Consider the following 22,457-nt stretch of genomic DNA (forward strand, 5'->3'; position numbering starts at 1 on the left):
TCGTTTTGTATCTAGTCGTTCCGGTGCGCTTTGTTCGGAGGCGCTCGGACGAGCGGTGAACCATATGCGTGAGTACGACTCGGGTCCGTAAATGTTGGCAACGCATTTGCGGGACGGTCGGTGTAGATAGGTGTCTGAAAGTCGATCTAATGTCGCCGCGGTAAATTGCATTTTCCGCGCCGTCTTGAGGAAAACACCAGTTCAGCACAGTTTCGCTCTGCAGAGACGTCGGCAATCTGCGTTAGGCTGCGCATATGGACTTCCGACCAGGCCGAACACATGCGGTGACCCCTTCCGCAGGCATTTCGGGCACGGGAAGGCCGATGGCTGTCGAGCCGGAGATCCCGCCCGCCGTCGCGAAGCGGATCGCAAGCGCCGTGCAGTCCTCCCGCTCCGAGGGAACGCGCAAGACCTACGCGGCCGCGTGGAAACGCTTCACAAGCTGGTGCGAGACGAATGGTCACGTGACGCTACCGGCGCACCCGGTCACTGTCGCCGCCTACCTCGTCGACGCCGCCGATACCCGCACCGAAGCAGGGGAGCGGGCCTATGCCGTCGCCACGTTCGGTACTTGGATCGCGGCGATCAACCACCAACACCGAACCACCGGACATCTATCGCCCTCCGCGCACGAACTCGTCACTGCAACCCTGTCGGGGATCCGGCGGGAGTACGCGGCCGCGGGGGACCGACCCCGCACCCCGCGAGACCCGTTGCTGGTCGACGACATCAAGCTGCTCGTCGCGACCGCGCGGGAACGGTGTCACGGCTGGGCCGACGAGGTCCTTGAACGCCGCGATTCGGCCATTCTGCTCCTCGGGTTCGCCGGTGCCTACCGCCGCAGCGAACTCTCCGAGATGGTCTGCGGAGACGTCACCGTGCACCGGCACGACGGACTCCACATCCGGCTACGTAAGTCGAAGACCGACCAGGAGGGTAGGGGAGCGGTGAAAGCCCTGCCCTACACGGAGTCCCACCAGACCTGCCCGCCCTGCGCGTACGTCCGATGGGCGCAGGTGGTCGCCGCCTTCGATGCCGGCGGCCGGCCTTCAGTGATCCGGCTTCTCAGGAAGCGGGATCCATTCGACGGTCACGTGTGCCGTGGGAGGGTGCCCCGCACCGCCGCACGGGTGCCCCTGCTTCGTACAGTCACCAAGAACGGCAATCTCGGTTCCACCGCGCTATCCGGAGCGGCAATCCACCAAACCATCCGCCGCCGCGCCGAACATGCCGGATACGACCTCAAGGCTCTCGCCAAGCTCGGAGGCCACTCGCTCCGCGCCGGTTTCGTCACCCAAGGCAACCGCAACGGTGCCGACGGATCCGCCATCGCCCGACAGACCGGACACGCCAGACTCGACTCCGTCGAGGTGTACCGCCGCGAATACGCACCGCTGGTGGGCAACGCCGTTACCGACATCGGCCTGTAAGTACTGCGCCGATTCGCGTGGGGCGGCAACTGGAGCCACGTCAGCTCGTGGAATAACATGTAAGTAATTTGGTCGTGACGGTTGGCCAGGAGGAGGTGAAGTCGGTGGCACTGGTAAAAGATGCTGCGCTCGAAGATGCGCAGGAAACGCGTCGGGCGCATTGGGGTACCCAACTACCAATCGATCCCTTCTCGATCGCGCGAAGCCTTGGTATCGAGATCACCTATATGACCCTGGATCCGGGCATCTCTGGCATGTTGATTCGCAAGAAGGGGCGAGCCCCTCAGATCATTGTGGACGAAAATGACACGCCTGCGCGGCAGAACTTCACCGTCGCCCACGAAATCGGTCACTACATCGAACGCGTGAAGGTCGACCCGGAGGGGTCGTTCTCTTTCACTGATTACCGCGGTGCACCCGCTGGCCGCGACTTGCACGAGTTCTACGCCGATGAGTTCGCAGGAAACCTTCTTGCCCCGCCTCAAGCTGTGAAGATGCTGTCAGCCCGCGGCATGAGCACAATCGAGATGGCCAAGGCCTTCGACATCTCGCTTCCAGCAATGCAGACCCGGTTGCGGCGACTGGGCAAAAGTTAGTGCACGGCGAGGAGTTTGGGGCACCAGACGACAACGGCCCTATGGATGATGACTTCGATGCATGGCTTGAAGCGAATCCGGACCCTGAGGACTTGGACGAGTTCTTCGACAACGCCAAGTTGAGTGACCTCCAAAGTCAGCATCCAACTTTCATGGGGACCGCAGAAGAGGGTCGGAACCACCTGGCGAAAATGAACCGGGCTGAACAGAAGAAGGCCCGGCAACAGAACAGGCTGCGCAAGCGTTTTTTCAAGTGGGCCGGATTAACCGTAGTCGGAAGCCTGTTCGGAAACTTTGTCCTGTTCACGATCTTCATGATCTGGAACAAGGGGGATATTGCAGACTCAGTGATGATTGCCTGGATCAGCGCAACGGTCGTCGAGGTGCTCGGCATCGCGTACATAATTGCGAACTATTTGTTCGACAACCCAGGCAGCAATGCTTCCCGGGCTAGGCTGATACGGCCGAGTCCAACTGATTCGGTGTAGCTCCGTTCGGTCAGTTCGTTAGTCTGTCCAGCTGTAAATTGGCTGCCAAGCCCTAATGGTCGAACTCAAACGGTCTGGATAGTGAATCGCCCGTGTCGATCCGGTGGTGGTGGCGTGCGCTTCGATCAACGCAACTGCGCATTCGGTGACGTAGACAGCTACCGCGATAGCGTCTGCCATCATCGAAAACATCGATGAGATGTCACCTCCGACAAGGGTAGCCGGCCAGGTTTCTCCGTGGCTGAAGCTCGAACATACGTTGTACTGCTGCTCGACAAGTAGTCCAATCGGTCTGGAGCCAATTTCTGCCGCCAGGTGTGGAGGAGAGTTGTCCTGGATCCATCGTCCGGCTGCGATAACCCTCGCGGTGGGTTTTGCCGATTGCGGGCCGAGTCGGTTCAACTCGGCAATCCATCCTTGGACTTCGTCGCGCTCCAATGTCGGGCCGGGTTCCCCTCGACCCAGTGCCAGTGAGATCTCACCGTCAAGGTATCGCTTGGCGTCGCCAACGTTTGCGAGCGACATCCCGGCTGCGCGCCGTCGTCTAATCTCGCGATCTGGGGAGGACATTACCCAGATTGCCTGCGAAGAGCACTCGAATGCTGTCCGGCACAACGACATAAAACTCGCCGCATGGTGGTTGAACGGCATTGTGTGGGCGACTTGGTCGGTCAAAATATGCAATGCCGAAAGTTGGTCGGTGGCCCACATGATCGGTCCGACCGCCGCGCCTACCACGCCTCGGGGAGGTATTTCGGGAAGAGCCGGAGCGTCATCACGGGCAAGAGAGCTATCGCTGTCTGGAAAGTCGGGGGCCGTAGGCCCGCGCATAGACCAGTTGATCAAAGTGCAACCTCGCTCCACTCTGGAAACTACACGTCCAAGCGGTGGATGTTGAGCCAGGCCGAGCGAGTAAATGGCTTTCCGGAGCACGACTGCATCAGACCACATAACGGCGGGCAGTGCAGTAAATCGCCGTTACCACCTCCAAAAGCTGCTTCCGGCTCATCCGCCAATCAGGCCAAGCCTGCGCCGGCGCGCGTAGCGAGCGATGGGGAATCGCGTTGTGCCCACCGTAACTTCCGTGCGGTTCGCCGGCATGTGCAGCGCTATGTGTCGGTGTCTGTCGGCATGATCACTACATGTCCAGGAAACGGGATCGGAAGAAGCCGTTGGAACGTGAGACCGCCGCGGGTGGGCGTACGTCCAACAAGGCAGTGGTCTATGACGGTATACGCACCGTGATTCAGGACGAGTTTGAGTGGCGAGGTGGGCCATCACTGCTACCTGGCATCGTTCCGCGCGGACTTCTCAGCCGTCGTCGTCAAATGGTGCTGGCTGTCTTCGATGAGTACCTCCCGGACGACGTGGTCGTTCGAATCCGAATCACGGCGTCGATGGCTGCCACCCTCGCCAACCTCCAACCGGATTTGTACGGAAAAGGAGGTTCGGGTTAAACCACAACGAGGGGGGCGAATATAGCTCAAGCCAAGACCGTGCTGGCTAGTGACGACACGTGGGACGTTGTGATCGACTGGGAACGTTTTCTGAACGAATCTCCCGAATCCCAGGCCGAAGTCGACGACCAAACGCAAATCTTGGAACACCTTGCGGCACATGAGCCACAGCACATCTTGATGCATCTGAGCAGCACGGACTCAAGCGACTACGTTGATAGCTTGACGGGTTCGCCAACCGTTCGAGCATGGCGTCACTACGTTGGTGAAGCAATCGATGAATTTCGCTGTGAGTTGGCAGCCAACCGTCGCGTGACCATGACTCCGACCCATGAGTCCACCGCAAGTGACGATGTAGAGCATTTTCGACGCGCATTGAACGAGAGCGCTGCCCACATTGACGACAACCCCAGGCGAGCCGCGATGCAAGCGCTGGGTGCAGCGAAAGAGATGGTGAAAGCTCTTGGCTATCTGGCGGCAGAATACACGGCAGGGGACCGAGAGCCACTTCCCCCCGAGCCCACTGCCGACCGGGTGGGACGAATACATCGGTCAGTTTTGGCCGGACATATTCGAACTGTTCGCCAGTGTGCCTGCTGCCAATGAACCAGCATCCGTAGAGTTTCTCACGACAGTTCTGCAGGCGACTTGCGAGCGAGTCATTACGTGGCTGACGGAGATTGGTGTCCGATACGAGAAAGACGAAAATCTCAACGACTACTGCTGGTGGGACCGGCGGGAGTTCTGACGCAAGGATAGACGACACCAAAGGAACGTAAGAGAAAAACTAACGCGTGACGAGGGCTCGACAGGCTATCGGAGTCTCTGATCCCTCATTTCCTTCGTGAGGTGGTGACAGTCTCCGTCATTATTAGAACGGTTCGAGACCTGCCCTCCCAGCGGCAGTTTTGAGGTGTAAGTACACCGGCGTAGCGGCCCGGCGAAGCGGCTCAGTCGGGTCGAGGTTTGGTGGTCACGACCCGAGGTGCATACACATCCGTCAAGGAACCTTGACGGTGCGGTAACTGCCGTTTACGTCGGGCGCGCCCGAGGCCATCGTGTTCGCACGGCGAGATCGGTGCCGATATGCGCAGTCACATGCTGCGTCGTCGGACCTCCGTGCTCGTTGACGCACCGACCAGTTGGACCTGCCCTGCCCAGGTGGCACCGGGCCCGTTAAACGGGCAGACGTTGATGGACTGAGTGAGACTTCGCAGGACGCTCGACCCTGGAACTCGCTCAACACTTACTCAACACTTTGATCTCGGTTCGGGTGGTTCCATCAGAACTTCGGTGGATACTTGAATTGCGAAAACAGCTGGCCGGATGGTGTATGTGGATCCATATCGGTCCGCAAATCCGTGTGAGCTACTACCAAGAGGTTAGGGGTTCGAATCCCTTCGGGCGCACAGAAGGAGAAGCCCCGAACTGCAGCGATGCGGTTCGGGGCTTTTTCGTCGGCGTTGTCGCGGCACATTCCAGGTACGACTCGGTGTTCCGAGTTGCCAACAGTCGAAATACGGCGTTACCTGGGCATCTATGACTTCCCGAACTCACATCCCGGTCGGCTCTTCCGACCCTGACCGTCACGAGGTCGACGCCGGGCAGAACGGGACGTCGACCTCCGCCATCCGCCCGCCTCGACTCGACAGAGTGGTCTTCGGTGTCGCAGCCGTCGTTGTGGTTGCCATCATCGTGTGGGGCCTGGTGGTGCCGGACAATCTCGAGTCCGTCTCGTCCTCGACACTGAACTGGCTCGTGACCAACCTCGGCTGGCTCTTCATCCTCGCCGCCACCGGGTTCGTGATCTTCTCGCTTTATCTGGCGGTGTCCAAGTTCGGACGTATCCCGCTGGGTGCAGACGGCGAGAAGCCCGAATTCAAGACCGTCAGCTGGATCGCGATGATGTTCAGTGCAGGCATGGGCATCGGCCTGATGTTCTACGGCGTCTCCGAGCCACTGACTCACTTCGTCACACCGCCTCCGGGAACGGGCGGTGGCGTCGGAACTGCCATGGCCACTACCATGTTCCATTGGAGCTTGCATCCGTGGTCCATTTACGCGGTGATGGGCCTGACCATCGCGTACGGCACGTATCGCCGCGGTCGCAAGCAACTCATCAGCTCTGCGTTCATTCCTTTGATAGGTCGCCGCGCCGAAGGCCCGATCGGCAAGATCATCGACATCCTGGCCATCTTCGCGACGCTGTTCGGTACTGCAGCATCGCTGGGACTCGGTGCGCTGCAAATCGGTTCCGGATTCGAGGTGGTCGGCTGGATCGGTGAGAGCGGCACACTGTTGCTCGTCGCCATCGTCGCGTTGTTGACGCTGGCGTTCGTGGCATCGGCGGTGTCCGGCGTCTCCAAGGGCATTCAGTGGCTTTCCAACACCAACATGGTGCTTGCGTTGGTCCTTGCCATCTTCGTGTTCGTCGTCGGCCCGACTGTGTTCATCCTCAACATCATTCCGACGAGTATCGGCGACTACGCGTCTCAACTGTTCGACATGTCCGCCCGGTCGGCGGCGAACTCGGATCCCGAGACGGCTTCGTGGCTCTCGTCGTGGACCATCTTCTACTGGGCGTGGTGGATCTCGTGGACCCCGTTCGTCGGAATGTTCCTGGCGCGCATCAGCCGTGGCCGCACCATTCGTGAATTCATCGTCGGTGTCATCCTGATCCCGAGTGCTGTGTCACTGGTGTGGTTCGCGATCTTCGGCGGTGCCGGTATCGGTGAACAGCAGGACGGCATCGACCTCGCGACCCGCGACAGCACCGAGTCGCAGCTGTTCGGAATGCTCGAAAACCTGCCCCTGTTCGGCATTTCGACCGTTCTCGTCATGGTGCTCGTCGGTATCTTCTTCGTCTCCGGTGCCGACGCCGCGTCGATGGTGATGGGATCGCTGTCGCAGCGCGGAACGCTCGAGCCGAGCAAGTGGGTCGTGGTGTTCTGGGGCACGTTGACCGGCGCAACAGCGGCGATCATCCTGTGGACCGGCGGCTCCGACGCGCTCAACGGCCTCCAAACGATGACCATCATTGCAGCGGCACCCTTCGTGGTCGTCATGATCGGATTGTGTGTCTCGTTGTACCGGGATCTCAGTAACGATCCGATGGTTCTGAACCCGCCACCTCACCGCAAGAAAGACAAGTTGGCTTAGGGGCCGCTCGAGATCTCAATCCCTTCGGCGTAGAGACGACGAGCCCCGAACTGCAGCGATGCGGTTCGGGGCTCTGTCGTTGTGCGCGGTGTGTGCGGCCGACTCGGCAGATACTTGGACAATCGAAACAAACCGGGCGTAGGGTTTGCTGAAACCTTGGAGGGAGGGCGCGTGAGCGATCGACCGGACAGAATCTCGAGCGAACGCGGTCGGCTGGGCGGGGTCGGGGCCGATCCTCGACCGCATGCCGTGCCCGCGCGGTTATCCGTCCCGCTGTTGATCATCGCGGTGACGTTCATCGGCGCGCTGCCGTTCTACGTTCGGCAGCCGTTCGGTTCCGGGGAGTCGGTATCGAGTCCGATGTGGTTCGGCGGATCTGCGTATCTCGCATCACCGGCAGCGGGTCTCTATTGGCTGATTGCACTGCCGGTGTGCATCGGGGCAGTCGCTCTCTACTGCACGTGGAGTGAACGTAGATCGGGCACCGAACTGCGCGTTCGTGTCTGGCTCGCGGTCAGTGTTGGATTGTGTATTGCCACGGTCGTTGTCGTGCAGGGCGGACTGCTGTTCTACATGGGCAACTTGACGATTCGTGGACTTCTTCCGCTGTTGACCATGTCGGTAGCGGTGTTGGTCTGGGGCGTTGCTCTGCGGTCGCGAGTAGTGGTCGCAGTAGGAGTCGCGGCCGTCGCGGCGAGTCTGGCGTCGAACCTCTACAACGTGGAGAATCTTGTGCCACAAACGCTTACATTCGACAGCCGCTTCAGCTTGTGGTCGAACATCCTGCTGACGGCGCTCGTCTTCGTCGTCGGGGCAGCCGCGTCCGTGATCGGCGAGCGATCCAAGCGCTGACTTCCTGCAATTCGATCGGCCGTGCTCAACGGCTACCTCCTGCGGGAGTTGGAGCGGTTGAGCACGGCCCACAGCAGTTCGTACAATCCGCACAGGGCAATACTCGTCAGAGCCACCCACCAGAACCCGACGTCGTACACGACGAAGGCAATCAACTGATAGATCACCAGGCATCCGAAAAACACTCGCCACCAACGCTGCTTGCGCTTTTCGGATCCCGAAGTCGACTGCTCCACGTAGTCGACCGGTCGCATGGGTTCCATCCCTTCACGGTCTCATGCGTCGGCCGGTGGCGCTACAAGAATTGTCTTCGGCTATCCCACAGACGCTTCGGCGATGAGTGCCGCGGCAAATATCAGCAGGACGACGCCTACCCCGAGTTCGAGGTTGGCCAATCCTCGTGTCCCGAGGTTCCGAAATGCCCTGACACCGAACAAGACCAAAACAGGTAGATAGAGGATTCCGACGAGGACGTCGAGAGTGCCGAGGATGCCGAGTTGCATTGCGATCGGCCACGAAGACGACCGGTCGACGAACTGGGGTAGGACAGCAACGAAGAACAGGATCACCTTCGGGTTCGTCAGATTGGTGGCCAACGTCGTGCGGAAGGCGCGTGTGATCGACACGGGCGAGTTCTCGGTATCGAGTGAGCTCGAGTCGCGCACTCTCATTCGCCGACTCTCTGTCAGCGCTCGAACACCGAGATAAGCGAGGTACGCGGCACCGATCAGCGCGAGAACGGTGAGACTACCGGGGACGGCGACGATCAACGCCGACAAACCGATTGCACTGATGAGAAGGTGCACGGTGAGTCCACTCAACGCGCCGGCTGCCGCTGCCATCGCAACGAGCCGTCCCCCGACACTCGACCGCAGGATCATCACGGTGTCGGGTCCGGGGGAGACGTAGCTGGCGAGCACGAGAGACAGGAACACGGGCCATTGAACGGTCACGGGTGCTCGTGGCCTTTCGTCATGGAATGTCCTTTCTGGTCACCTCTGCGAACTGCAGTGCGGTCGCCGCTCGGTGAAACAATCGAGTCATGGCAGCCCCAAAATGGACTGCTCCGTCTCGACTTCGTCTGCGATCATCACCCCGTGAAGATCGTATCGATCAATGCATGGGGCGGTGCCATGTACGACGAGCTCATCGGATGGCTCAGAACCGTCGACGCCGACGTCCTGTGTCTTCAGGAAGTCACGCGCACGCCACATCGGTCAGGTTGGGCGACTTTTGCCGACGGTGAGCGCACTCTGCCGCAGCGGCTCAACCTGTTCGACGACGTGTCGGCCGCACTGCCCGGATACACGCCGTATTTCGTAGCCAACGACGCCGGCCCTGTCACCGACAGTGACGGCGTCGAACTGAGGCAGGACTTCGGGATCGCGACCTGGGTTCGTGACGACGTTCCCGTCGTAGGACTCGACGCGCGGTTCGTCCATTCCCGGTTCGTCGATCACGCCGAGTGGAGCGTGGACGATCGTCCACGAGCGGCGCTGACGGTCACCGTTCGGGATCGCCTCGCAGGTATCTTCGTCTCCGTCATCCAATGTCATGGTCTGCGCGATCCAGCAGGGAAGGGCGACAGTCCCATTCGGCTGGAGCAAGCAAGGAAGTTGGCGGAGATCGTCGAGCATGTTCGTCCGTCGGCCGACGTCGTTGTGCTCTGTGGCGACCTGAATCTCCTGCCGACGAGCAAGACATTCGCTGTGCTTGCCGACCACGGAATGACCGACCTCGTCGGAGATGCCGATACACGAACATCGAGCTATACGAAAGACATTCGGAGCGCCAGCTATCTGCTGGTGTCTTCACCGACTGCCGTACGAAGCTTCGAGGTCATCGCCATGCCGGAAGTGTCCGATCACCGAGCGATCTCGGTGAGTATTCGGTGCGCAACGACATCGAGCCACCGGTGATCGGCGGAATCGGCCGTTCGTGTCATGTCGTGCCGACCCCGCCGAGGACCGCGTCGACCAGATTTTCGGCGTAGACGCGGTCGGTCTCGGCTCGATCGGCATCGGTGCGATGCGAGAAGATGACGTGGCTGAACACCGCTCCGGTCACCAGTTCGAGGATTCGGGTGGTATCGGCGGACTCCGGCAACTCACCTCGAGTCTGAGCTCGATGAACGATGAGGCGCGCTGCGACCAGTCGGCTCCGGTTGAGAGTGTCGATCATGTGTCCGAGAAGATCGGGGTGCACCCGCGCATCGAGGGCGACCCTCAGACTGACCAGACCTGCTGTCCCTCGGTAACCCTGCAGAAGCTGCACTGCGAGTTCGACGAGATCCGCCCGCAGCGTGCCGAAGTCGATCGGCGACGCGAGTGGACTCCTGGCTTCCAGCGCATCGACGACCAAGGCCCCCTTCGATTCCCAGCGACGATAGAGCGCGGCCCTACCGACCGAGGCGCGGCGGGCAACGGCGTCGAGTGTGAAGCCGGACCACCCTTTTTCCCAGTACACCTCGAGCACCGCGTCGTAGACGCGGTCTTCCAGATGCGGATCGCGAGGACGTCCTCGTCGGCTCTTGGCTTCGTCGGTCACCCCCGGATTGTCGCACCCGGTGGCATTGCGGACAATCTCTGTCTGTAATAGGTTTGCTTTCATGAGTTCTGTACGGCACGAGGCGTCGACGGTGGATCCGACACGCATTCCGGTGATCGTGGCAATCGGTGAAGCAAGCGGCCGCGGCGAACCCATGAGCGTCGAACCCATGGATCTGATCGCACTCGCTGCGACTGCGGCACTTCAGGACTCGCTGACGTCGGACCCATGGATTCGCCGCGCGGACAGCATCGCGTTCTGTCATGTCGCCAGCTGGGCCTACGCCAGTCCCGCCGCTGCGCTGGGACGTAGATTCGGTGCCACACCGGCAGATCTGTTCGACGCTCCGATCGGTGGGCAATGGCCTGCCCGACTCCTCGATCGCGCGGCCGCGCGCATCGCCTCCGGAGAGTCGACGGTTGCGGTGATCGCGGGCGGTGAAGCCCAGGCCTCGATGAGCGCGCTGGTCAAGGCCGGACGAGACCCCGTCGAGGACGGAGGGTGGAGCACGGATCCGGGCGGTCCGCCCACCTTCGATCTCGATCAACTCGGCAGCGCTGCAATGCAAGAAGCCGGTCTGATCTCACCGGTTCGGATCTATCCGTTGTTCGAGAGCCGCTTTCGCTTCGAGGCCGGCATGGATCCGGCAACGCGGCAGGCCGAGTGCAGCGAGCTGTATGCGACCTTCTCCGTTGTGTCCGAGAAGAATCCGTACTCCTGGAACGGCACAGCGCGGACGGCTGTAGACATCGGAACGCCGTCGCCGAGAAACCGCATCGTGTGCGAGCCGTATCCGCTGTCGATGAACGCCATGCCGTTCGTCGACCAGGCGGCGTGCATCGTGGTGACGAGCTTGGCCGAAGCTCTCGAACGCGGTGTGCCCAAGGGTGACATCGTGTACGTCTGGGGCGGTGCCGGTGCCGAGGACACGGTCGACATTCTCGACCGCAGCAGTTTCGGCCGGTCCCCAGCGATGGAAGACGCGATGGATCGCGCGTTGTACCGAGCGGAGATCGGGGTCGAGCAACTGGACGTGTTGGACGTCTACAGCTGCTTCCCGATCGTGCCGACCCTTGCCACATGTCACCTCGGAACGCCGAAGTCGTTGATTCCCACAGTGACCGGTGGCCATTCGTCCTTCGGTGGGCCTCTCAGCAGTCATTCGTTGCATTCGATCACCGCATCCGTTCGGGAGATTCGGGGCGGGAAGAGTTGTGCGCTGGTGCACGCGAACGGTGGCTATCTGACCTACCACCACTCCGTGCTGTTGGGCGCCGACCAGCATCCGCTCGGCTACATCGGAAATCCCGAACCCACAGTGCTGACGCCGAATCCGCCGCCTCGCGCACCTGTCGAGGACGGGGATCTCGTGGTGGAGACTGTCTCCGTCGAGCATTCACGGCAGCAGGAACCGAACCAGGCATTCCTCGTCGGGAGGGACGAACGCGGACGACGCGTTGCCGCACAGACGGTGCCTGGCGATACGGCCAGTGCGCATGCGTTGTCCCTCTATCGGAGCGAACCTGCACGCGAAATCATCGGAGCAACAGTCAGTGTCGAGTCGAACGAGGGGAACATTCGTGTCCGACGCCGATAGCATCGAACCTGTTGTACTGACGAGGCGAAAAGGTCATGTTCTCGTCGTCACGATCAACCGACCGAAGGCTGCCAACAGCATCGATGCACGCGTGCACACGCTCCTCGGGCAAGCCTGGGAGTCGGCCGAGGCGGACCGTGACATCCGTGCCATCGTGTTGACCGGTGCGGGATCGTCGACCTTCTGCGGGGGTGCCGATCTGAAAGCCCTCGGCACCGGAGGCCCCGGCGCGGTGACCCCGCCCGAGACCGAGCATTGGGGATTCGCCGGGATTGTCCAACATCCGATTTCGGTTCCCGTCATCTCGGCGGTGAACGGGTCTGCGATGGGAGGCGGAACCGAGATCGCTCTGGCCTCGGACATGGTCGTCGCCTCGGACACGGCCATATTCGGCCTACCCGAGATTCGCCGTGGACTCGTCGCCGGTGCAGGTGGTGCCTTTCGACTGATGTCTGCGGTACCGGAACACGTTGCGCTGGAAATGATCTTGACCGGACAGCCGATCTCCGCGCAGGAGGCCGCCCGATGGGGGTTGGTCAACAGGGTTGCCGCACCCGACGACGTCCTCGATACCGCACTCGGTCTCGCTCGCCTGTGTGCGGAGGGTGCGCCGCTCGCCGTGCGCGCATCCAAGCGTCTCGCTCGACGTATCTCCGACGGCACCATCGCGCACGAGGAAGATTCATGGCAACAGAACCGTCAGGAGTTGGATCGACTCGCCACCACGCAGGACGTCGTCGAAGGAATCACCGCATTCCTGCAGAAACGCACTCCGACATGGACCGCGCGGTGAGTGGACGATGCCCGCGACCACCTATGACGCCGAGAACGGAATGGATGTCCGAGGGGCGGTGAGCCAGCTACCGGGGTTTCTGTGATCGCATGATCCCATGCGTACCTCGACATCCACCCGCCTGCTCATCGCGATTGCAGCGGCGACGTTGACCGCAGGCGTTGCCTGTTCTTCGACGACCACCACCGAACCGCCGCAGACAGCCGCGAGCGCCGCCCAGTCCACCACCGAACAAGCCTCGGCCGAACAGAATTATGTCGATCTCGAGGCCAGGGACACCGCGCGTCTCGGTGTCAGTGCCGTCGATCTCGGCTCCGGTTCCACCGAAAGTCATCGCGGCGACGAACGTTTCGCGTTCTGCTCGACGTTCAAGGTGTATGCCGTCGGTGCCGTACTCGCCGCCGTGGATGCTGGCGCACTGCAGCTGACCGACACCAGAACGATCACCGCCGAGGACAAGGTGCCCGAGTCTGCTGTCGACTGGGAACCAGGATCCGTTGTCACGATTGCAGATCTGGCAGCGGCCGCATTGACCAAGAGTGACAACACCTCCGGCAACCTTCTGATCCGCGAGGCCGGTGGAACTGCGGCACTCACAGAGTTCGCGCGCTCGCTGGGCGACACCGAGTTCCGGCTCGATCGCACCGAGCCGGAACTGAACACCGCCATACCTGGCGATCCACGCGACACCACGACACCGAACTCGATGGCCGCCGGCTACCGAACCCTGCTCGACGGCGACGTACTCACTCCGGCCTCCCGCGATCGACTGCTGGCGTGGATGACCGACACCCAGACTTCCGACGGCCGGTTCCGCGCCGGAATCCCCGAACAGTGGACCTCGGCAGACAAGACCGGCACGGGCAGCTACGGCGTCTCGAACGATGCGGGGCTGCTCCTCGGTCCGGACGGGCAGAGGATCCTGCTGGTCGTGCTCAGCGCGACGACGTCGGGGGTGGAAGACTCGCCGGCGATGAACTCGTTGGTAGCCGACGCGACCAGAGCAGCCGTGGAACAGGTGGAGTGAATCAGCTTTCGGCGCGGCGGACGGCGTCGACCAGTGGGATCAGATCCGACTCGGTCGACGCCTCGTCGAGGGCCTCGCGTAGCGCCGCATCGTTGGTCGGTCGAGCTGCCTCGAGGAGTGCAAGTCCTTCTTTGCTGACGTCGGTGTAGATGCCGCGGCGATCGGTAGGGCACAGGTACCGCGTGAGCAGCCCACGATCCTCGAGGCGTGTGACCAGGCGAGTCGTCGCGCTCTGGCTCAGGACGACGGCGTCGGCCACCTGCTTCATCTGCAGATGCCCACCCTCCCCGTCGTGCTGCCTGCCCAGGACGTCGAGCAGCCAGTACTCGCGCGCGCTGAGATTGTGGTTGGTCTGCAGCGCGCGCTCGATGCGGCTTTCGATACGTCCGTGCAGGACCGCGAGCGCAAGCCAATTCTGCGCAAGGGCAGTCAGGGCGGGGTCGTGTGCGCTCATGTGTCGTGCCTCTCGATACCTGTACTCGTGACCACCTACCATACCGCGCTGGCAATTAACGGCGCGTGCAAGTACTGGGGGCTAGGAGGGGGAACTGCGCGCGACGATGCGTCGAGCATGCGCGAGCACCGGGGCATCGACCATCTGGCCACGGAAGGCGAAGACACCGCGATTGTGTGAGACGGCGTCGAGCACGGCCATGGCCCAGTCGATTTCCTCGACAGTCGGCGCATAGGCCTCGCGAATGACGGGGATGTGGCTGGGGTGAATGGCCACCTTTCCATCGAAGCCGACGGCCACGGCATCGTCGGCTTCCGCACGGACACCGTCGAGATCGGGGATGTCGAGGAACACCGAATCCAACGCGAACAGCCCGCGTGCCTTGGCTGCGAGCAAGGTCTGCGACCGAACGTGCTGCGCCACAGCACGATACTGCCCGTTGGAGAGCCTGCTCGAGTTGCCACCCATGGCGGCAACCAGGTCCTCGGCACCCCACATGGCACCGATGGCGTTGTCGGCGGCGAGGGCGTCGAATACCGTCATCGCGCCGAGCGGGGACTCGATCAGCGCGACGACATTCAGTGGAGCCAGAGCCGCGATCTGTTCTGCCGATTCACATTTGGGCAGCATCACGGTGGTGTACTCGGTCTGCTGCAATGCCGCGAGGTCCGCGGACTGATCGTCGGTGCCGTGCGCGTTGACTCGGACTATGGTGCGCGCCGGGTCCAGAGAAGTGGCGGCCACGGACTCACGAGCGCCCGCTTTGTCGGCAGCGCCGACGGCATCCTCGAGATCGAGAATGACCACATCCGCTCGTGCTGCGGCCTTGTCGTACCGCTCGGGTCGGTCTGCCGGGCAGAACAGCCACGCCGGTCCCGGCGGAACCCAGTTCACGACGCCTCCTCCGGTGGTTGCATCCGGACGAGTGTCTTGCGGACGGCGATTGCGACGACGTCCCCGTGCTGATTTCGACCGGTGTGCGTGAACGTCACGATGCCCTCGCCGGGGCGAGACTTCGATTCGCGCTTGTCCGAGATCACGGTCTCGGCGTAGAGGGTGTCGCCGTGGAACAGCGGCTTGGGAAACGACACCTCCGAGAAGCCCAGGTTCGCCACGATGGTGCCCTGGGTCAACTGCGTCACCGACAGTCCGACGAGCGTGGACACGGTGAACATGGAGTTCACCAGTCGTTGCCCGAAAGGTGTTGTCTCGCTGTAGGCCGCGTCGAGGTGCAGGGCCTGGGTGTTCATCGTCTGCGTGGTGAACAGCGTGTTGTCGGCCTCGGTGATGGTGCGGCCGGGTCGGTGTTCGTAGACGGTGCCGAGTTCCATCTCCTCGAACCACAGGCCGCGTTGGCGAATCCTCTTGTCGCTCACAGTCCGAGGCTCCGGGCGATCAGCATCAGCTGAACCTCGGTTGTACCCTCACCGATTTCGAGGATCTTGCTATCGCGGTAGTGACGGGCGACAACGTACTCGTTCATGAAACCGTAGCCGCCGTGGATCTGGGTGGCATCGCGCGCGTTGTCCATGGCGGCCTCGGAGGCGACGAGCTTGGCGATCGACGCGGCCTTCTTGAACGGCTTGCCCGCCAGCATCAATGCCGCGGCGTCGTAGTACGCGGTTCGAGCGGTGTGTGCGCGGGCCTCCATGCGGGCGATCTTGAACGAGATCGCCTGATTGCGGGCGATCGGAGCACCGAAGGCCTCGCGCTCCTTGGCGTACTTCACGCTCTCGTCCACGCAGCCCTGCGCCGCACCGACCGACACCGCCGCGATCGTGATCCGGCCCTCGTCGAGGATGTGCAGGAAGTTCGCATACCCGCGGCCTTCCTCGCCGAGCAGATTCTCTTGCGGCACGCGCACATCGGTGAAGCTGAGCGGGTGTGTGTCCGACGCGTTCCAGCCGACCTTGTTGTAGGCAGCCTCTGCGACGAATCCCGGGGTGTCGGTGGGGACGAGGATCGACGAGATCTGCTTGCGCCCGGTCGCTTCGTCGACCCCTGTCACCGCGGTGACGGTGACGAGCTCGGTGATGTCGGTGCCGGAGTTGGTGATGAACTGCTTGCTGCCGTTGATGATCCAATCACCACCGTCGCGCTTGGCGGTGGTCTTGGTGCCGCCCGCGTCGCTGCCGGCACCGGGCTCGGTCAGACCGAACGCGGCCAGGGCCTTGCCTGCGGTGAGTTTGGGCAGCCACTGCTGCTTCTGTGCGTCGTTGCCGAAGCGGTACACCGGCATGGCACCGAGTGAGACGCCGGCCTCGAGAGTCATGGCAACACTCTGATCGACCTTGCCGAGCTCCTCGAGCGCCAGGCACAGCGCGAAGTAGTCGCCGCCCATGCCGCCGAACTCCTCGGGAAACGGCAGGCCGAACAGGCCCATCTCGGCCATGCCTGCGACTACCTCGTACGGAAAGGAATGCTCGGCATCGTGTTTCGCCGAGACCGGTGCGACGACCGTCCTGGTGAAGTCGGCAACGGATTTGACCAGTTGCTGGTATTCGTCGGGCAGATTCGACGACGACAGGTGATCGGTCATGGCTGGTCCTCTTCGGTGGGTGTGGGAACGATTCGGGCGAGGATCTGATCGACGCGGACCTGATCCCCCACTGCGACAGTCAGTTCGACTGTGCCGTCGATAGGGGTGGTCAGGGTGTGTTCCATCTTCATCGCCTCGACGACGACGATGGCCGTGCCCGCGGTGACGGCGCTGCCGGTGGTGGTTCCGATCGCGATGATCGAGCCCGGCATCGGCGAGAGGATCTCGGCGTCACCGGAATGGGCATCGTCCTCGCGGACGCTCGCCTCGGCAATCCGATCGATGCGCCAGGTGCCGCGAGCACTGGAAATCCAGGTGGCCGAGCCGTTTCGGGCGAAGGTCATCGATTCTCGGAGACCGTCGATCACCAGATCCACGGAATCCTCGGTGGCCGTAGCCCGGAGGGTGCGCGGCGATCCCTCGTCGACGACGACCGTTGCCGTGCTCGCTGTACCGGTGATGGCCACATGCGCCGTCCGACCGCCGGACGCGAGGCGACGATGGAACGGAGCTTTCGCGCCGACTCGCCAACCCGATGGTGCTGCCCAGACGTCCTGTCCCGCGGCCTGCCACGCGTCGAGCCACTGCACTGCGGTGGCGGCGATCAGCGCCTCGTCGGTCGCCTCGGCGGCCACGAAATCCTCGACGCGACGGTCGAGTAGGCCGGTGTCGAGATTGCCGGTACGAACATCGTTGTCGGCGAGCAGGAACCGTGCGAATTCGATGTTCGTGACGACACCGAGTACGGCGGTGTCGGCCAGTGCACGATCGAGACTGCGCAGTGCGGTCGCGCGATCGGGTCCGTGCGCGATGACCTTCGAGAGCATGGGGTCGTAGTTGCTGCCCACCTCCGTTCCGACGGCAAGGCCGGAGTCGACGCGGATTCCCGGCGCAGATGGCTCGCGCAATCCGACGACGGCACCGCCGGTGGGGAGAAATCCGAGGCCGGGATCCTCGGCGTAGACGCGGGCTTCGATCGCATGTCCGGTGAGCGTGATGTCGTTCTGCGCGAGAGTGAGGGGCTCACCCGATGCCACCCGGACCTGCCACTCGACGAGGTCGAGGCCGGTGACCATCTCGGTGACCGGGTGCTCGACCTGGAGACGAGTGTTCATCTCCATGAAGAAGAACTCGTCGGGACGCTCGGCCGAGACGATGAATTCGACTGTGCCGGCACCGGAGTAGTCGACACTGCGGGCAGTGTTGCAGGCGGCCTCGCCGATGCGTGCTCTGGTTGCGTCGTCGAGCAACGGCGACGGTGCCTCCTCGATGACCTTCTGGTGCCTGCGCTGCAGGCTGCACTCGCGTTCGCCGAGGTGGATGACATTGCCGTGTCCGTCGGCGAGGATCTGGACCTCGATGTGCCGGGGCCGCAACACGAATCGCTCGAGGAAGAGGGTGTCGTCGCCGAACGACGAGGCTGCCTCCCGGCGAGCGCTCGTCAATGCTGCAGGGACGTCCTCGGCGCGTTCGACAAGACGCATACCTTTTCCGCCGCCACCGGCGGAGGGTTTGACCAACACCGGGAAGCCGACGTCCGGCGCACCGGCGACGAGGTCGGCGTCGGTGAGGCCGGGGCGAGAGATGCCGGGGACGACGGGTACACCGAATGCGCTGACGGCGGCCTTCGCGGCGATCTTGTCGCCCATCACTTCGATGGCCTTCGCCGGTGGCCCGAGGAAGGCGATTCCGGCTTCGGCGCAGGCTGATGCGAACTCGGAGTTCTCGGACAGGAAGCCGTATCCGGGATGAATTCCCTGTGCTCCGGTGGCTTTCGCGGCCGCGATCACCTTGGCGATGTCGAGGTAGCTCTCGCGTGCGTTGGCGGGGCCGAGTCGTACCGCGGTGTCGGCCTCGTGGACGTGGCGGGCGTCGGCATCGGCGTCACTGTAGACGGCAACGGTGCGAATTCCCATGCGGCGCAGCGTTCGTGCCACCCGCACAGCGATCTCGCCTCGGTTGGCGATCAGAATGGTGTCTATCGTGGTCATGCCTCTCACATCCTGAAAACGCCGTAGGAGACCGGCTCGAGCGGCGCATTGGCGCACGCCGAGAGGGCAAGTCCGAGAACCTGCCTGGTATCGGCCGGGTCGATGATGCCGTCGTCCCAGAGGCGGGCCGTCGAATAGTATGGGTTGCCCTGGCTTTCGTACTGGTCGCGAATCGGAGCCTTGAACGATTCCTGGTCGTCGTCACTCCAGGGCTTGCCTGCCGCGTCGAGTTGTTCGCTGCGCACCGTCGCGAGCACCGAGGCCGCCTGCTCGCCGCCCATCACCGAGATTCGCGCGTTGGGCCACATGAACAGGAAGCGTGGTGAATACGCTCTGCCGCACATCGAGTAGTTGCCTGCGCCGTAGGACCCGCCGATGACGACGGTGATCTTGGGGACACGGGCACATGCCACCGCGGTGACCATCTTCGCGCCGTGTTTGGCGATGCCGCCTGCCTCGTAATCGCGGCCGACCATGAACCCGGAGATGTTCTGCAGGAAGACGAGCGGGATGCTGCGCTTGTCGCACAGTTCGATGAAATGCGCGCCCTTCATGGCAGATTCAGCGAACAGCACACCGTTGTTGGCGACGATTCCGACGGGATGGCCGTGGATGTGGGCGAATCCGGTGACGAGCGTCTTGCCGTATTCGGCTTTGAACTCGTCGAATTCACCCGCGTCGACGACGCGGCCGATCACCTCACGCACGTCGTACGGAGTGCGGGGGTCGGTGGGGACGACGTCGTAGAGCTCGGTTTGGTCGGCTACGGGGTCACGCGTCGTGACGACGTCCCATGGCCGTGGTGTCCGGGGCCCGAGGGTGGAAACGATGCTACGGACGCGGTGCAGTGCGTCTCGATCGTCCTCGGCGAGATGATCGGTCACGCCGGAGATCTTGGAGTGCAGATCACCACCGCCGAGTTCTTCTGCGGTGACGACCTCTCCGGTCGCGGCCTTCACCAGTGGCGGGCCGCCGAGGAAGATGGTGCCCTGGTTCTTGACGATGATCGCCTCGTCGCTCATCGCCGGTACGTAGGCACCGCCGGCGGTGCACGAGCCCATGACGGCGGCAATCTGCGCAATTCCCTTGGCGCTCATGGTCGCCTGATTGAAGAAGATGCGGCCGAAGTGGTCGCGGTCGGGAAACACCTCGTCCTGACGCGGGAGGAACGCGCCGCCCGAGTCGACGAGGTAGATGCACGGCAGGGTGTTCTGCAGTGCGATCTCCTGCGCGCGCAGGTGCTTCTTCACCGTCATCGGGTAGTACGTGCCGCCCTTGACGGTGGCGTCGTTGGCGACGATGACGCATTCGCGCCCGGAGACGCGCCCGATGCCGGCGATCACTCCTGCGCCGGGGCACTCGTCGTCGTAGAGACCGTTCGCGGCCAGTGGTGCGATCTCCAAGAACGGGCTGCCGGGATCGAGTAGCTCGTCGACGCGGTCGCGGGGGAGGAGTTTGCCTCGCGCGATGTGGCGTTCCCGGGATTTTTCGCTACCGCCGAGCGCCGCCGCGGCGAGCCGTTCGGCCAGCTCGCCGGTGAGACGCTCGTGATCTGCCCGGTTGGCAGCAATATCGATTGCCATGAGGTGCACGCCTTAGGGGTTGGACGCCGGTGTCACAGGAGTTCAGTTAATGGTTGATAACTGACATCATAGTAAACTACGATTAACTGAGAGTCCAGGGTCGAGGGGGAGCCAGTGCAGGAGTTGGAGGCAAGGCCGACGACGGTGCGCGAGCAGCGCAAGGCCGAGCGTCGACAGCAGTTGCTCGATGCTGCCGCATCACTGTTCGCCGAGCGCGGCTTCACCTCGGTGCGACTCGAGGACCTGGGCGCGGCAGTCGGCGTCAGCGGACCGGCCGTCTACCGACACTTCCCGAACAAGGAGGCAGTGCTCGTCGAGCTGATGGTCGGAATCTCGGAGTATCTGCTCGACGGTGGCCGTGCGGTGGTCGATCGTGGCGGGGCGGCCGTGGATACGTTGTCTGCGTTGGTCGAGTTCCATCTCGATTTTGCCTTCGACACACCGGCATTCATCAAGATCCAGGATCGCGACCTGCAGAGCCTTCCCGAGGGTGCTCGACGCAAGGTGCGCCGAATGCAGCGCGAGTACGTGGAACTGTGGGTCGGGGTGCTCTGCGCTTTCGGCCCGGAACTGAACGAGGCCGACGCTCGAACCACGGCACACGCGGTGTTCGGTCTCATCAACTCCACGCCCAACAGCGCGGGGCGTACTCCGTCGAAGAATGCTCGTCCCGTGTTGCGGGCAATGACGCTGGGGGCCTTGGGGGTGTCCTCGTAGTGGGGCAGTGACCCCGCCTGCGGACACAAATAGTGGGCGCTCAGATCACCTGCGCGCTGTGGCGAAGAGTAATTCGTCGTCATCGGCCACAATGTCTCCATGACGACCCAACTCTCGCGTGTCGAGCTCGGCCGACGGCAGAGTCGATTCACTCTCGACGAGGTTCCTCGACTGCTGGCGATGGCCGGCTTCGTCGCCGCTCTGCACGTGGTCGGGTGGGGTCTGTTCACCCATTACAACTCCATTCCGAGCATCCACAACCTCACCGGAGCCGACGGCACGCTGGTCTACGCCGGAGCAGGCGTGTTGGCGTACACCCTCGGGCTCAGGCACGCGTTCGACGCCGATCACATCGCCGCCATCGACGACACCACCCGCTTTCTGCTGCAGAAGGGCAAGCGGCCGTTGGCCGTCGGGCTCTTCTTCTCACTCGGTCATTCGACGGTCGTGTTCGTCTTCGTCGCCGCCATCGCGTTCGTGGCGTCGCAGGCGACGGCGTTCCAGGACGCGTTCGCCGGAGTCGGCGGCATCATCGGCACGTTGGTGTCCGGAACGTTCCTCTATCTCATCGCGGCGTTGAACATCGCAGTGCTCGCGGGAATCGTCGGAGTCTGGCGCCGCGCGAAACGAGGTGAGTTCACCGAAGCCGGCCTCGACGAGTTGCTGGCCAAGCGTGGGCTGATGAATCGACTGTTCCGAGGTCGCTACGACAAGCTGATCAACCATTCGTGGCAGATGTACCCGCTGGGTCTGCTGTTCGGGCTTGGGTTCGATACCGCCACTCAGGTCGGTCTGCTTGCGGTCGCAGGCACGACGGCCATGGCAGGCGGACTTCCGCCGATGGCGATCATCGCGCTGCCGGTTCTGTTCGCCGCGGGCATGACCACCATGGACACCATCGACGGCATCTTCATGTCCAAGGCGTACGGCTGGGCATTCGTGACGCCGGTGCGCAAGATCTACTACAACATGACGATGACGGGACTGTCCGTCTTCGTGGCACTGGTGATCGGCACGGTGCAGCTGTTGACCCTGCTTGCCGAACAGTTCGAGCTGACCGGCGGGTTGTGGGACGCGTTGGCCGTCATCGATCTCAATCTGGCCGGCCAGCTCGTCGTCGGTACGTTCTTCCTCGTGTGGATCGGAGCGGTCGTGTATTACAAGGTGGCGCGCATCGACGAACGCAGTGGCTTCGCACACTCGAATGGAATGGAGAACCAGTGACCT

The 22,457-nt window shown here is 62.7% G+C and carries 21 protein-coding genes; 11 read left to right on the plus strand and 10 right to left on the minus strand.

The window, feature by feature from the left end:
- Nucleotides 1-323: 323 nt before the first annotated feature.
- From CH271_RS14300 to CH271_RS14310, 3 genes are all read left to right on the plus strand, one after another.
- Nucleotides 324-1,430 (plus strand): integrase, encoded by a 1,107-nt coding sequence (locus tag CH271_RS14300; protein ID WP_249305516.1) that lies wholly within the window; start codon nt 324-326, stop codon nt 1,428-1,430.
- Between the two features lie 74 nt (nt 1,431-1,504).
- Nucleotides 1,505-2,026, plus strand: coding sequence for an ImmA/IrrE family metallo-endopeptidase (locus CH271_RS14305; protein WP_094634015.1), 522 nt, complete (start codon nt 1,505-1,507; stop codon nt 2,024-2,026).
- Nucleotides 2,027-2,067: 41 nt separating this feature from the next.
- On the plus strand, nt 2,068-2,514 hold the full coding sequence (locus CH271_RS14310) for a DUF2569 domain-containing protein (protein ID WP_141216552.1): 447 nt from the start codon (nt 2,068-2,070) through the stop codon (nt 2,512-2,514).
- An 18-nt stretch (nt 2,515-2,532) separates the two neighbouring features.
- Here CH271_RS14310 and CH271_RS14315 read toward each other — a convergent pair whose 3' ends face one another.
- Nucleotides 2,533-3,225: a hypothetical protein gene (locus CH271_RS14315; protein ID WP_094634017.1), complete on the minus strand. Its 693-nt coding sequence runs from the start codon at nt 3,223-3,225 to the stop codon at nt 2,533-2,535.
- Nucleotides 3,226-5,510: 2,285 nt separating this feature from the next.
- Between CH271_RS14315 and CH271_RS14325 the strand changes: the two genes are divergently transcribed.
- Together CH271_RS14325 and CH271_RS14330 are read left to right on the plus strand one after the other, a co-directional pair.
- Nucleotides 5,511-7,130, plus strand: a complete 1,620-nt coding sequence (locus tag CH271_RS14325; RefSeq protein WP_094634019.1) for a BCCT family transporter — start codon at nt 5,511-5,513, stop codon at nt 7,128-7,130.
- Nucleotides 7,131-7,301: 171 nt separating this feature from the next.
- Entirely contained in the window at nt 7,302-7,982 is a 681-nt protein-coding gene (locus CH271_RS14330) for a hypothetical protein (RefSeq protein ID WP_143546059.1), read from the plus strand.
- Nucleotides 7,983-8,014: 32 nt separating this feature from the next.
- On the opposite strand, the gene CH271_RS14335 is transcribed toward CH271_RS14330, so the two are convergent.
- Both CH271_RS14335 and CH271_RS14340 read right to left on the minus strand, forming a co-directional pair.
- Complete coding sequence (locus CH271_RS14335; RefSeq protein WP_094634021.1) at nt 8,015-8,245, minus strand: hypothetical protein; 231 nt, start codon at nt 8,243-8,245, stop codon at nt 8,015-8,017.
- Between the two features lie 51 nt (nt 8,246-8,296).
- Nucleotides 8,297-8,935: a LysE family translocator gene (locus tag CH271_RS14340; RefSeq protein ID WP_094634022.1), complete on the minus strand. Its 639-nt coding sequence runs from the start codon at nt 8,933-8,935 to the stop codon at nt 8,297-8,299.
- A gap of 144 nt (nt 8,936-9,079) precedes the next feature.
- On the opposite strand from CH271_RS14340, the gene CH271_RS14345 reads away from it, so the two are divergent.
- Nucleotides 9,080-9,901, plus strand: a complete 822-nt coding sequence (locus CH271_RS14345) for an endonuclease/exonuclease/phosphatase family protein (protein WP_094634023.1) — start codon at nt 9,080-9,082, stop codon at nt 9,899-9,901.
- Nucleotides 9,902-9,923: 22 nt separating this feature from the next.
- Here CH271_RS14345 and CH271_RS14350 read toward each other — a convergent pair whose 3' ends face one another.
- Nucleotides 9,924-10,529: a TetR/AcrR family transcriptional regulator gene (locus CH271_RS14350; protein ID WP_252341998.1), complete on the minus strand. Its 606-nt coding sequence runs from the start codon at nt 10,527-10,529 to the stop codon at nt 9,924-9,926.
- A 61-nt stretch (nt 10,530-10,590) separates the two neighbouring features.
- On the opposite strand from CH271_RS14350, the gene CH271_RS14355 reads away from it, so the two are divergent.
- The 3 genes from CH271_RS14355 to bla all read left to right on the plus strand — a co-directional run bounded on the left by CH271_RS14355 (nt 10,591) and on the right by bla (nt 13,946).
- A complete protein-coding gene (locus CH271_RS14355; protein ID WP_252341999.1) occupies nt 10,591-12,126 on the plus strand; it encodes an acetyl-CoA acetyltransferase in 1,536 nt (511 codons plus the stop codon).
- Nucleotides 12,110-12,919 carry an enoyl-CoA hydratase-related protein gene (locus tag CH271_RS14360; protein WP_252342000.1) on the plus strand — a complete coding sequence of 270 codons (810 nt, stop codon included), beginning with the start codon at nt 12,110-12,112 and terminating at the stop codon, nt 12,917-12,919. Before CH271_RS14355 ends, CH271_RS14360 begins: the two co-directional genes overlap by 17 nt.
- A gap of 97 nt (nt 12,920-13,016) precedes the next feature.
- On the plus strand, nt 13,017-13,946 hold the full coding sequence (gene bla, locus CH271_RS14365; protein WP_094634026.1) for a class A beta-lactamase: 930 nt from the start codon (nt 13,017-13,019) through the stop codon (nt 13,944-13,946).
- Nucleotide 13,947: 1 nt separating this feature from the next.
- Here bla and CH271_RS14370 read toward each other — a convergent pair whose 3' ends face one another.
- The 6 genes from CH271_RS14370 to CH271_RS14395 form a co-directional block, all read right to left on the minus strand.
- A complete protein-coding gene (locus tag CH271_RS14370) occupies nt 13,948-14,400 on the minus strand; it encodes a MarR family winged helix-turn-helix transcriptional regulator (RefSeq protein WP_094634027.1) in 453 nt (150 codons plus the stop codon).
- 81 nt (nt 14,401-14,481) lie between these two features.
- On the minus strand, nt 14,482-15,294 hold the full coding sequence (locus tag CH271_RS14375; RefSeq protein ID WP_094634028.1) for an HpcH/HpaI aldolase/citrate lyase family protein: 813 nt from the start codon (nt 15,292-15,294) through the stop codon (nt 14,482-14,484).
- Nucleotides 15,291-15,776, minus strand: a complete 486-nt coding sequence (locus CH271_RS14380; RefSeq protein ID WP_037187309.1) for a MaoC family dehydratase — start codon at nt 15,774-15,776, stop codon at nt 15,291-15,293. The genes CH271_RS14375 and CH271_RS14380 overlap by 4 nt, the downstream gene beginning before the upstream one ends.
- Nucleotides 15,773-16,939, minus strand: a complete 1,167-nt coding sequence (locus tag CH271_RS14385) for an acyl-CoA dehydrogenase family protein (protein WP_094634029.1) — start codon at nt 16,937-16,939, stop codon at nt 15,773-15,775. The genes CH271_RS14380 and CH271_RS14385 overlap by 4 nt, the downstream gene beginning before the upstream one ends.
- Nucleotides 16,936-18,930: an acetyl/propionyl/methylcrotonyl-CoA carboxylase subunit alpha gene (locus CH271_RS14390; RefSeq protein ID WP_094634111.1), complete on the minus strand. Its 1,995-nt coding sequence runs from the start codon at nt 18,928-18,930 to the stop codon at nt 16,936-16,938. Before CH271_RS14390 ends, CH271_RS14385 begins: the two co-directional genes overlap by 4 nt.
- A gap of 5 nt (nt 18,931-18,935) precedes the next feature.
- Nucleotides 18,936-20,513, minus strand: coding sequence for a carboxyl transferase domain-containing protein (locus CH271_RS14395; protein WP_094634030.1), 1,578 nt, complete (start codon nt 20,511-20,513; stop codon nt 18,936-18,938).
- 114 nt (nt 20,514-20,627) lie between these two features.
- Here CH271_RS14395 and CH271_RS14400 point away from each other — a divergent pair, with 114 nt between their 5' ends.
- On the plus strand, nt 20,628-21,230 hold the full coding sequence (locus CH271_RS14400) for an SACE_7040 family transcriptional regulator (protein ID WP_094634031.1): 603 nt from the start codon (nt 20,628-20,630) through the stop codon (nt 21,228-21,230).
- Nucleotides 21,231-21,329: 99 nt separating this feature from the next.
- Nucleotides 21,330-22,454: a HoxN/HupN/NixA family nickel/cobalt transporter gene (locus CH271_RS14405; RefSeq protein WP_094634032.1), complete on the plus strand. Its 1,125-nt coding sequence runs from the start codon at nt 21,330-21,332 to the stop codon at nt 22,452-22,454.
- The last annotated feature ends 3 nt before the right edge of the window (nt 22,455-22,457 follow it).

Origin of the sequence: Rhodococcus sp. 05-340-2, from assembly GCF_002258915.1 — a bacterium.
Lineage (GTDB): Bacteria > Actinomycetota > Actinomycetes > Mycobacteriales > Mycobacteriaceae > Rhodococcoides.

Excerpts from the sequence above, each read along its gene's own strand:
- CH271_RS14335 (WP_094634021.1), bottom strand. The coding sequence starts at position 8,245 with ATGGAACCCATGCGACCGGTCGACTACGTGGAGCAGTCGACTTCGGGA.
- CH271_RS14355 (WP_252341999.1), top strand. The coding sequence starts at position 10,591 with ATGAGTTCTGTACGGCACGAGGCGTCGACGGTGGATCCGACACGCATT.
- CH271_RS14325 (WP_094634019.1), top strand. The coding sequence starts at position 5,511 with ATGACTTCCCGAACTCACATCCCGGTCGGCTCTTCCGACCCTGACCGT.
- CH271_RS14310 (WP_141216552.1), top strand. The coding sequence starts at position 2,068 with ATGGATGATGACTTCGATGCATGGCTTGAAGCGAATCCGGACCCTGAG.
- CH271_RS14405 (WP_094634032.1), top strand. The coding sequence starts at position 21,330 with ATGACGACCCAACTCTCGCGTGTCGAGCTCGGCCGACGGCAGAGTCGA.
- CH271_RS14385 (WP_094634029.1), bottom strand. The coding sequence starts at position 16,939 with ATGACCGATCACCTGTCGTCGTCGAATCTGCCCGACGAATACCAGCAA.
- CH271_RS14370 (WP_094634027.1), bottom strand. The coding sequence starts at position 14,400 with ATGAGCGCACACGACCCCGCCCTGACTGCCCTTGCGCAGAATTGGCTT.
- bla (WP_094634026.1), top strand. The coding sequence starts at position 13,017 with ATGCGTACCTCGACATCCACCCGCCTGCTCATCGCGATTGCAGCGGCG.
- CH271_RS14395 (WP_094634030.1), bottom strand. The coding sequence starts at position 20,513 with ATGGCAATCGATATTGCTGCCAACCGGGCAGATCACGAGCGTCTCACC.
- CH271_RS14300 (WP_249305516.1), top strand. The coding sequence starts at position 324 with ATGGCTGTCGAGCCGGAGATCCCGCCCGCCGTCGCGAAGCGGATCGCA.
- CH271_RS14315 (WP_094634017.1), bottom strand. The coding sequence starts at position 3,225 with ATGTGGGCCACCGACCAACTTTCGGCATTGCATATTTTGACCGACCAA.
- CH271_RS14390 (WP_094634111.1), bottom strand. The coding sequence starts at position 18,930 with ATGACCACGATAGACACCATTCTGATCGCCAACCGAGGCGAGATCGCT.